Consider the following 9,974-nt stretch of genomic DNA (forward strand, 5'->3'; position numbering starts at 1 on the left):
GACCCAAAGGCGTCCAAGGCGTTAAGGCAAGCGACCTGAGGTTCGCGTGCGTCATTGCGACGCACGCGGAGCGATAGCGGATCAGCCGGCCAGGTTCTCTTTCTTCTCTTCCAGCTCCAGCCACTCCAGCTCGGCCTGCTCCAGGTCGGCGCGGGCCTTGTCCAGGGCCTTCATGGTCTTGTCGAAGGCGGCCGGGTCGCGGCTGTAGAGGTTCGGATCGGCCAGGGTCTTCTCGAACGCGGCGATGATCGCCGGGCTCTTGGCGATCAGGGTCTCGCATTCCTCCAGGCGGCGCTGGTCCTTGAAGGTCAGCTTGCCGGCCTTCTTGGGCGGGGCCGCGACGGGGGCGGCAGCCGGCGCGGCGGCCGTGGTGGCGCGGGTCACCGGCGTGAACGACGCGCCGACATTGGCCCCGCGGGCGCCCTTGAAGAAGTCGGGGCTCTGGTCGATCAGATCGCTCCAGCCGCCGGGGGTCTCCAGCACCTTGCCGTGACCGTTCATGGCGATGGTCGAGGTGGCCAGGCGATCGATGAAGTCGCGATCGTGGCTGACCAGGATCAGCGTGCCGTCGAAGTCGGCCAGCAGGTCCTCCAGCAGATCCAGCGTGTCCATGTCGAGATCGTTGGTCGGTTCGTCCAGCACCATCAGGTTGGTGGGATTGGCCAACGCTCTGGCCAGGAGCAGGCGGTTGCGTTCGCCGCCCGACAGGCTGGTCACCGGCTGGCGCAGCTGGGCGTCGGTGAACAGGAAGTCCTTGGCGTAGCCGGCCACGTGCTTGGGCTGGCCGCGCACCAGGATGGAGTCGCCGCCGCCGGGGGTCAGGAAGTCCCACAGGGTGATCTTGTCCGACAGCGCCATGCGGCCCTGGTCGATATAGGAGACTTCCAGGTTGGTGCCGAGCTTCACCGAGCCGGCGTCCAGCTCCAGCTCGCCCAGCAGCAGGCGCACCAGCGTGGTCTTGCCCGCGCCGTTGGGGCCGACCAGGGCCACGCGGTCGCCGCGCATGATGCGGGTCGAGAAGTCCTCGACGATCACGCGATCGCCGAACTTCTTGGTCAGGTGCTTGGCCTCGATGACCTTCTTGCCCGAGGTCGCGGCCGTCTCGATGGCCATGTACATCGAGCCGCGCTTGTCGCCCTGCAGGTCCTTCTTCTGCGAGCGCAGGTCCATCAGGGCGCGGCGGCGGCCTTCGTTGCGGGCCCGGCGGCCTTGGACGCCGCGCGCCAGCCAGGCGTTCTCGCGCTCCAGCACCTTGTTGAGGCGGCGCTCTTCGTCGGCCTCGGCGGCCAGCACCTGCTCGCTCCAGACCTCGAACTCGCCGAAGCCCTTGTCCAGGCGGCGCACCTTGCGATGCTCCAGCCAGAAGGTGCGCTGGGTGACGCGGTTCAGGAAGGCGCGATCGTGGCTGACGATCAGGGCGGCGCACTTGGAATTGGCCAGCTCTTCTTCCAGCGTCTGGATCGCGAAGATGTCCAAGTGGTTGGTCGGCTCGTCCAGCAGCAGCACGTCGGGCTGCTCGGCGAAGGCGCGCGACAGGGCGGCGCGGCGCTTTTCGCCGCCCGACAGGCCTTGGGTGCTCTTCTCCGGATCCAGGCCGAAGTCGGCCAGGGCGGCCTGGGCCTCATAGTCCTCGGCGCCGCCGGCGGTGCAGTAGTCCAGCAGGGTGTCGCCGGTGATGTCCGGCTCCTGGCTGACGAAGATGATCTTGGCGCCTGGCTGCACGGCGCGTTCGCCGCTGTCGGCTTCGACGCCCTGGGCGGCCAGGATCTTCAGCAGCGTGGACTTGCCCGCGCCGTTGCGGCCGACCAGGCAGGCGCGCACGCGCGGCTCCAGGGCCAGGTCGACGCCGTCGAACAACGGCTTGGCGCCATCGGCGAGACGGACGTCCTTGAGGGCGAGAACGGGCGCGCGGGTCGGGGAGGCCATGATCTTCTGACTACTGGGAGCGGCGTTATGTCGCGGAATTGAGGGGCGTATAGCAGGGTCCGCGTCGAGGAAACGTCAAAATCACGGCTCAGTCTGGCGTCGGTCTCGGTTTGATCGAGATCAAGGAACGACGATCGCCGACTGCGACAAATTCTCCCGTTAACGGCTCGCCAAGCGCGACCTTGCTACGAACCCGACCTTACGGAGCACAAGTACTCGCCTTGACGTGGAATGCGCAAAACATTGCTGCTTCTGATGTTACCGCGCGTCTCGGCCTGGGCTTCGACGGCCTGCGTCGGCCCATCTGGGTGTTCGACGATGTCCGCAAGCGCAAGGTCTACGCCAACCGCGCGGCTGTAGAGCTGTGGGGCGCGGCCTCGCTGGACGAGCTGCTGGCCCGCGACTTCTCCGACCAGTCCCCCGCCGTGCGCGTGCGCATGGACGACATCGCCAGGCGCATCGAGAGCGGCGCGGCCATCGAGGAGCGCTGGACCTTCTATCCGAATGGCGCGCCGGTCACCGTGCAGACCACCATCTCGCGGATCGTTCTGCCGGACGGCGGCCCCGCCTTGCTGCTGGAAGGCGCGGCCGTCGCGCCCGAGGTTGACGAGCACCGCGCCGTGGAGGCCTTGCGCCACACCAGCGCGCTAGTGTCGCTGTACGACGCCGACGGTTTCCGCGTGTTCGGCAACCCCGCCGCCATGGCCAACTATCCGGGCGCTCGCGTCCGCTTCGCCGAGATCTTCGCCAATGGCGACGCCGGCGGTGCGCTGTGGGCCTCGGCCCTGGCCGGCGAGGCGGTCGAGGGCGCCTACCGGGTGATCACCGCCCAGGGCGAGCGCTGGCACGGCCTGGCCGCCCGCCGCACGCCCGATCCGGTCACCGGCGATCCCTGTGTGCTGGTCAACGAGACCGACATCACCGAAGAGGTCGAGGCCCAGTCCGCCCTGGCCGAGGCTCGCGAACGAGCCGAGACGGCCATGGCCGCGCGCCAGGATTTCCTGGCCAACATGTCCCACGAGCTGCGCACGCCGCTGACCAGCATCCTGGGCTTCACCGACTTGCTGGACGCCTCGAAGCTGGACGACGAGCAGCGCCGCCGCCTGGCGCGGATCCGCGACGCCGGGGTCGTGCTGCTGGACACCCTGAACGACGTCTTGGACTTCTCGAAGCTGGAGGCCGGCGGCGTCAATCTGGAGGCCCGGCCGTTCGAGCTGCGCGCCCTGCTGGGCACGGCGGCCGGCATCTTCGAGGCCCAGGCCGGCGCCAAGGGCCTGGACCTCAAGCTCGACATCGATCCGTCGTGCCCCGACTGGCTGGAAGGCGACGGCGATCGCCTGCGTCAGGTGCTGGTCAACTTCCTGGGCAACGCCGTGAAGTTCACCCGCGCCGGCTCGGTGGTGCTGAGCGCCACGCGGCGCGATGGCGCGGCGGCGGGCTTGGCGCGGCTGGAGCTGGCCGTGTCCGACACCGGCGTCGGCGTGCCCGAGGCGATGCTGGACCTGGTCTTCGACCGCTTCGCTCAAGCTGGCCCTGAGGTTGCGCGCAAGTTCGGCGGCACCGGGCTGGGCCTGGCGATCAGCAAGGAGATCGTCGAGCTGATGGGCGGCGAGATCGGCGTCGACAGCATCGCCGGCCAAGGCGCGCGTTTCTGGTGCGTGCTGGACCTGCCGCTGGCCGTCGCGCCAGAACGCCGCGAGCCCGATGCGCCGCCGGCGCTGTCACGGCCGTTGAACCTGCTGGTCGCCGACGACAACGAGGCCAATCGCGAGCTGATCGGCACGCTGGTGCGCGCCATGGGCCACGAGGTCGATGTCGTCGCCGACGGTTGCGCGGCGGTCGAGGCCGTCGCTTCGGGCGGCTATGACCTGGTGCTGATGGACGTGCAGATGCCGCGCATGGACGGCCTGGCCGCCACGCGGGCGATCCGCGCCATGCCGGGCGAGACGGGGCTGACCCCGATCATCGCCCTGACCGCCAATGTCCTGCCCGACCAGATCGCCTTCTACCGGGCCAGCGGCATGGACGATCACATCGGCAAGCCGATCAGCCCGCGCGAACTCTTGCTGAAGATCGCCCTGTGGGCCGACGGCCGCCTGGACGAGGCGCCCGGCGAACGGAACCTGGACGGCGTCCAGGCCTAAGCGCCCGCATATAAACCGGAACCCCAACTCGACGGCTTCGTTCACCGAGGCAAGGCGCAGCTGTGCGCCTCCGTTTCTCGAGCAAGGGGCTTACGCGATGCGATCGATCCTGCTGATGCTGCTTGGGGTTCCGCTCCCCATCATCCTTCTCCTGGCCTTCTGCACCCATCACTTCTGAGCCGGAGGCGCCTGTCATGGCCTATGAACTCTCGACCTCGGATATCCCCGACGAACATCAGTCGGCGGTAAGCTGGGATGCGATCTGGGCCGGCGCCGCCGCGACCATCGCGCTGCTCTTCGTGCTGGTGACGCTGGGCGCGGGCTTTGGCCTGAAGATGGCCCCGCGCTGGCCGGCGGGCCTGGAAGCGAGCGACTTCACGCCGACCATCGGCGCGATCTTCGTCGCCTTCCAGGTGTTGGCCAGCATGCTGGGCGGCTATATCGCCGGACGGCTGCGCACCAAGTGGCTGCACATCCACGATCATGAGACCTATTTCCGCGACACCGCGCACGGCCTGCTGGCCTGGGCGGCGAGCATCGTCGGTCTATTGGTGCTGGGCGCGCTGACCGCTCATACGCCGGCCATGCCGGTCGACGAGCTGACGGCTGCCGAAGCGATGCGGGCCGGCCAGATCGCCGCTCAGATCTCGCTGTTCCTGGGCATCGGCGCCCTGACCAGCGCGTTCGCCGCCAGTGTCGCGGCGACGATCGGCGGGATGCGGCGCGACGACATGCACAAGCTGCATCGCGCCGTGAAGGCTTAATAGCCGGGCGAGCTCACGTTGAAGCTGGCGTTGTTGCCGATCGCGGTCGAGACGCCCGTCACCTGACGGCCGGAATTGACCGTGGTGCTGGAGCTGGCTCCGATGTCGGCGCTGTTGGTCTGGTTGTTGGTGACGGTCATGCGCCCGCTGCACTTGGAGCAGGCGTAACCCGTCACCGCATTGCCCATGGCCGTGGCGGTGGTCACCGCGTCGTAGCCATCCTGGCCCTCGAAGCTGGCGATCGCCTCGACGCCGCCGCCGGTGTTGGTCTGCAGGTTGTCCAGCACCAGGTCGGCGCCGACATTGTTGACCTGCGAGGAGTTGCCGGCCGCGTAGGCGCTCGTCTGGGCCGCGCCGTAGAGGTACGAGGTGCCCTGGGCCTGGCCGCGCACGTACGAGGTGTTCCACTGGTTGGACGTCACGTCCGCCAGCGGGCCCTCGTTCTGGACCGCCAGGTTGTTGCCGGTCACCGTGGCCACCGTCGCCGACAGGTAGCTGTTGCCATAGGCGGTGAACTTGCTGGCCTGGGTGACGTCGGCCGTATTGGCCTGGTCGGTGATGGCGCGGACGGCCGACTGGTTGCCGCCCTGGATGTTGATGTTGTTGCCCGCCGTGGTCGAGGTGACCGCGCTGGTCCCCGAGACATAGCCGACCATCGCCCCGCCATCGGCCAGCACATTGGCCGTGGTCGACTGGCTGATCCGCACGCCGGCCGAGCCGTTGTCCAGATTGACGCCCTGGCTGTTGCCCATGGCCAGGGTCGAGACCGTCAGGTCCTTGGCCGAGGCGTCAGCCGCCTCGACCTGGCCGCGGGCGGTGACCTCGTTGGAATTGACCTGGACCACGCGGCCCGAGACCGTGCCGTTCGAGGCGCTGATCGCGGCGGAATTGCCGACCGCCGTCGTGCGCACGGCCGAGGCCGCGCCGGCGTCGGCGCCGACGTCCACGATACCGTGGGCGTAGACCTTGCCCTGGTTTTCCTGGTTCGAGGTCGTCGAGGCGTCGGCGTTGGTCACGCCGATCGAGACGCCGTTGGCCTGCGCGGTGGTGCTGGCGGTGACGCCGTCGGACACCGTCTGGACGTTCAGCGCCTGCTCCGAGAAGATCTCGCCCAGATTGATCTGGTTGTTGAGAACCGGGCTCGTCTGCTGGGCGTAGGCCGCCGGGCTAGTAACGACCGCGCTTAGAATCGCGAATATCGGGATCACGCTTAGCGTTCCAGCGAGACGGGTCGTCGCGGGTTTGCGCATTGTTCGTTCCCAGATTGTCGTAGGCCGGAGTGAAGGCGCCGGTCTGGCCGACCGTGGCGTCGCCGAAGGGGTCGTAGCGCAGGCAGCTTTGCGGGCCAGGCATGCCGTAGAGGTTGGCGCTCATCTCGACGGTGGCCCGCTCGATCAGGGCGCGCACCGCCAGTTGCATGGGCTCCAGGGCCCCGCGACCAGCCGAGATGTCGAAGATGTTGCCATTGAGGAAGTCGAAGATGCCGGCACTGACTTCGCGGCCGACCACCTGCTTCTGGTACGAGATCACGTCCACGACCTCGAGCGTGCGGGTGTTCACCAGCCGCAGGTCCAGGGCGATGTTCATGATGAAGACGCGGCGGCGGAAGTTGCCCTTCAGCCCGTCGGTGTCCTTGTCGCCGGCATAGGCGTCGATGCCCGCCGAGCGGATGTTGTAGTTCAGCTCGGTGATGCCGCCGACCACATAGAAGTCCGAGCCCGGCACCTGGCCGGCCAGGATCTTGCGGTAGTCCGCCGGCGCGTCGGGCGCGGGGTTGGGACGGTCCGAGATCAGCTTGTTGTTGGCGTATTTCAGCTCGAACTCCGACACCGAGGTGTCGAAGCGCTCGACCATCGGCATGCCGGCCTTGGCGAAGGCCGAGAAGGCCATCAGCGAGGCGCCTTGCGTCACCTTGCGGCCCGAGCCGTCGGACTCTTCCTTGCCGGTGTAGTCGGCGATGCGGCCGATGGCGATGCGCGGCGCGGCCACGTGGTTGGCGCGGGCGTACTGGTTCAGGCAGACCAGGGCGGCCGAATAGTCGGTCGGGTTGGCCGTGACCGGCGCGGTGCCGATCGGCGTGGCGTAGTTGCCGGCCGTCGAGGCCACCGGCACGCTGCCGCAACCGGCCAGGGCCGTCGCGCCCATCAGGGCCAGGGCGAGAGCCGTCTTCTTGAGACTAACGGGGCGCTTCAGATTCATTGCGGAGTTCCCGCCTTCACCACGTTCGAGCCGGCGGAGACGTTGCCGTTGTTCACCTGGCTCGAATTGACGATGACCGTGTTGTTGTTGCCCTGGGTGATGACCGTCAGGTTGTTGCCGATCGCGGTCGAGCCGGCATAGCCGCCGATGCCGCCCACGCCTGAATAGGCGTCCAGCGAACCGTTGCTGCGGCTGGAGGAATAGACGCTCTGATCCGAGCCGGTCAGCATGACGCCATCGACGATCACCCGGTTGCCGTTCACGTCGCGGGTCGAATACTCGACCATGCGGTTCTCCTGGCCCGAGCTGCGTCCGTAGCCGGCGTTGAACGAGGCCGAGTTGGTCGACATCGATTGCGCCGCGGCGTTACCGCTGAGGCTGATCGTGGCGGCGACGACGACCGTCGTGACGCTCCACTGCTTATTCCGATGCCAGGCCATGGCGGCTCCGCGAACTGTCGACACGGGAGCTGCAAGCAACACCCGTGCCAAAAAGGTACAGATCGACGTGTAGGCCCCAGGTCGAGAAAAAATGGTTAAGCGCGTGGCAAGGGGGCGGCGGGTGGTTCGAATCGTCGCGGGGCGCCCTAGATAGAAGGTCATGAGCGACCAGCGCCCCGAGCCGATCTTCAATGCGCCCTGGCCGGCCCTGCTGGCGGCGGCCTCGATCCTGGTCCCATATGGGCTGCTGCTGAAGGCCAGCGACGCGACGCTGGAATCCCTGGCCCTGATCCCGCGCGACTTCTGGCATGGGGTCTGGACTGGCCCGGTGACCATGATGTTCGTGCACGGGAGCTGGGTTCACGCCCTGATGAACAGCGCCTTCGCCCTGGCCTTCGGCGCTCCTGTCGCCCGGCTGCTGGGACTAAATGGCCGGGGAGGGGGCATCTTCTGCCTCTTCTATCTGGTCAGCGGCGCGCTGTCGGGCGTCGGCTACGCGGCGATCCATCCGGAAAGCGCCAATGCGGTGATCGGCGCGTCGGGCGCGGTCTCGGCCCTGATGGGCGCGGCCGCCCGGACCATGGACTATCAAGGCAAGGTCGGGCCGATCCTGGGACCGCGCGTCATCTCGCTGGGCCTGGGCTGGCTGATCGTCAATCTGGTGATGGCGGTGGCCGGCGGCCTTTTGACCATGGGCGGCGGCGCGGTGGCCTGGGAGGCGCACTTGGTGGGCTTCGTCGTCGGCGTCCTGCTGATCGGTCCGTTCGCCCACTGGGCCGACGTTCAGCCCCCGACCTCCGAAACTGATTGATTGCACGCTCTCTTTGCGAGACCCTCGTTCTCTATAAGAACATAAGGGAGAAAGCGCAGTGCTGGTTTCTCAGATCCTGAAAGACAAGGGCGATCTCGTGTTCACGGCCTCCCCGCAGGAGACCATCGGCGCGGCGGCGGCCTTGCTTCATACAAGGCGCGTCGGGGCCATGGTGGTGGTCGACGGCGAGGAAGCGGTGGTCGGGATCCTCTCGGAGCGCGATGTCGTCCGGGCGATCGCCAAGGAAGGCGCGGGCGCGCTGACCAAGCCGATCAGCGCCTGCATGAGCACCAGCGTGGTGTTCGCCCAGCCGGACGAGACGATCGACGCCCTGCTCGAGCGCATGACCGATCGCCGGATCCGCCACCTTCCGGTGGTGCGGAGCGGGCGGCTGGCCGGGATCATCTCGATCGGCGACCTGGTGAAGTACAAGATCAACGAGGCGCAGGCCGAGGCCGAGGGCCTGAAGGCTTACATAGCCGCCGGCTGACGCCCGCCCGTGATCCTTCGCGATCGCTTCGCTGCTTGAGCGAGGGTCACGATGGGGGAGGGCGCCGGTCTCTCTATATAAGGAGAGCGGCTCCTAGCTCTCGATCAGTTCCGCCCCGGCGCCCTGGGCGGCGTCGGCGACGCTATAGCCTTCGAGTACGGCGGCCGTGGCGTCGCGGGCCCGCAGCAGGGCCTCGCGCAGGGCGCAGGTCGCCAAGTCCCGGCAATCCTCGCAGCGGCGGAAGGCCGTGCGGCTGACGCAGGGGGTCAGGGCCAGGGGGCCGTCGACCAGGCGGATGATCTCGGCGAAGCTGATCGCCTCCGCGGGCCGGCCCAGCACATAGCCGCCGAACTTGCCGCGCCGGCTGATCACCAGACCCTCGCGCGAGAGGGACAGGAGAATGGCTTCCAGGAACTTGCGGGGGGCGTCTGCGCGCTCGGCCAGCTCGCCGGCGGTGACTTGAGTGTCCGCGCGCGCCAGTTCGATCATCGCGCGCAGGGCGTAGCGGGCCTTCTGGGACAACATGGACGCCGGTCACCTTATACGTAGGAAGCGTAGCGGGGCGTGTCCGTACGGGCGCGCTCTATAGAGTGATCAGCCTTCTGAGCGAGGCTTGGCCGCTGCGCAAGTCTGGATGACGTTGTTCATGCACAGGGAATGGGTGGCTCTGGGGATGAATCCGCGATTCCGCGCTTGCGGGCCTGAGAAGGGGGCCTTAGAAGCCGCCCCTCGCTTCGGGGCCACGGCCCACCGGACGAAACCTTGGCCTTCGGGGCTTGCGTTTTGGAAAGTGGATCGCTAAGTTCCGCAGCCTCAATCGAATCTCTTCTGACTTACGGCGCTCCTTAGCGGCGCGCCTGGGTCACCTTTTGCGCTCTGAAGTGGCTCTGGCCTCCAAGAAAACAAAAGTGAAAAGAGCGGTTGACCCGGGAGTTCTGCTTCGTTAGAAGCCGCCCTCCAAGAAATGCTGAAGAGGTTCGCAAGAGCTTCCAAGTATTTCGCCCCAGGAAAGCTTCGAAGTTTCTTCGAAATTAGAGCTTGACTGGTTTTGGTGGTTTCTTTAGAAGCTGCCGGCTCTGCCGAAGACCTCCGGGTTGGTTGGCGGTGAGGTCAGAAAGTTTTGAAAAAAACGATTTGACACGGAATTCGAGGTTCGCTAGATAGCCGCCTCCGCCGACACCGGGCGCTAAACGGTGGGGC

General features: G+C 67.2%; 9 protein-coding genes. 4 read left to right on the plus strand and 5 right to left on the minus strand.

All coding sequences use genetic code 11. The annotated features are described in order from the left end of the window. Positions 1-81 precede the first annotated feature (81 nt). On the minus strand, positions 82-1,926 hold the full coding sequence (locus AC07YH_RS21665; RefSeq protein WP_494748998.1) for an ABC-F family ATP-binding cassette domain-containing protein: 1,845 nt from the start codon (positions 1,924-1,926) through the stop codon (positions 82-84). Positions 1,927-2,234: 308 nt separating this feature from the next. Between AC07YH_RS21665 and AC07YH_RS21670 the strand changes: the two genes are divergently transcribed. Then, on the plus strand, positions 2,235-4,070 hold the full coding sequence (locus AC07YH_RS21670) for an ATP-binding protein (protein WP_494748999.1): 1,836 nt from the start codon (positions 2,235-2,237) through the stop codon (positions 4,068-4,070). A gap of 194 nt (positions 4,071-4,264) precedes the next feature. Then, positions 4,265-4,834, plus strand: a complete 570-nt coding sequence (locus AC07YH_RS21675; protein ID WP_494749000.1) for a hypothetical protein — start codon at positions 4,265-4,267, stop codon at positions 4,832-4,834. Here the strand turns inward: AC07YH_RS21675 and hfaD are convergent. The 3 genes from hfaD to hfaA are packed head-to-tail and all read right to left on the minus strand — an operon-like array spanning position 4,831 to position 7,473. Continuing rightward, the gene (gene hfaD / locus AC07YH_RS21680) at positions 4,831-6,084 is read right to left on the minus strand and encodes a holdfast anchor protein HfaD (protein ID WP_494749001.1); all 1,254 of its coding nucleotides are present in this window, start codon (positions 6,082-6,084) and stop codon (positions 4,831-4,833) included. The two genes, AC07YH_RS21675 and hfaD, sit on opposite strands and share 4 nt — an antisense overlap. Then, a complete protein-coding gene (hfaB, locus tag AC07YH_RS21685) occupies positions 6,002-7,033 on the minus strand; it encodes a holdfast anchoring protein HfaB (RefSeq protein WP_494749002.1) in 1,032 nt (343 codons plus the stop codon). Before hfaB ends, hfaD begins: the two co-directional genes overlap by 83 nt. Beyond that, positions 7,030-7,473, minus strand: a complete 444-nt coding sequence (gene hfaA / locus AC07YH_RS21690) for a holdfast anchoring protein HfaA (RefSeq protein ID WP_494749003.1) — start codon at positions 7,471-7,473, stop codon at positions 7,030-7,032. Before hfaA ends, hfaB begins: the two co-directional genes overlap by 4 nt. A gap of 160 nt (positions 7,474-7,633) precedes the next feature. On the opposite strand from hfaA, the gene AC07YH_RS21695 reads away from it, so the two are divergent. Both AC07YH_RS21695 and AC07YH_RS21700 read left to right on the plus strand, forming a co-directional pair. After that, entirely contained in the window at positions 7,634-8,284 is a 651-nt protein-coding gene (locus AC07YH_RS21695; protein ID WP_494749004.1) for a rhomboid family intramembrane serine protease, read from the plus strand. 58 nt (positions 8,285-8,342) lie between these two features. Further along, positions 8,343-8,774, plus strand: a complete 432-nt coding sequence (locus AC07YH_RS21700) for a CBS domain-containing protein (RefSeq protein WP_494749005.1) — start codon at positions 8,343-8,345, stop codon at positions 8,772-8,774. Between the two features lie 93 nt (positions 8,775-8,867). Here AC07YH_RS21700 and AC07YH_RS21705 read toward each other — a convergent pair whose 3' ends face one another. Beyond that, positions 8,868-9,299, minus strand: a complete 432-nt coding sequence (locus AC07YH_RS21705) for an RrF2 family transcriptional regulator (protein WP_494749006.1) — start codon at positions 9,297-9,299, stop codon at positions 8,868-8,870. Positions 9,300-9,974 lie beyond the last annotated feature (675 nt).

It is taken from the genome of Caulobacter sp. GW456-12-1-14-TSB4 (assembly GCF_059424195.1).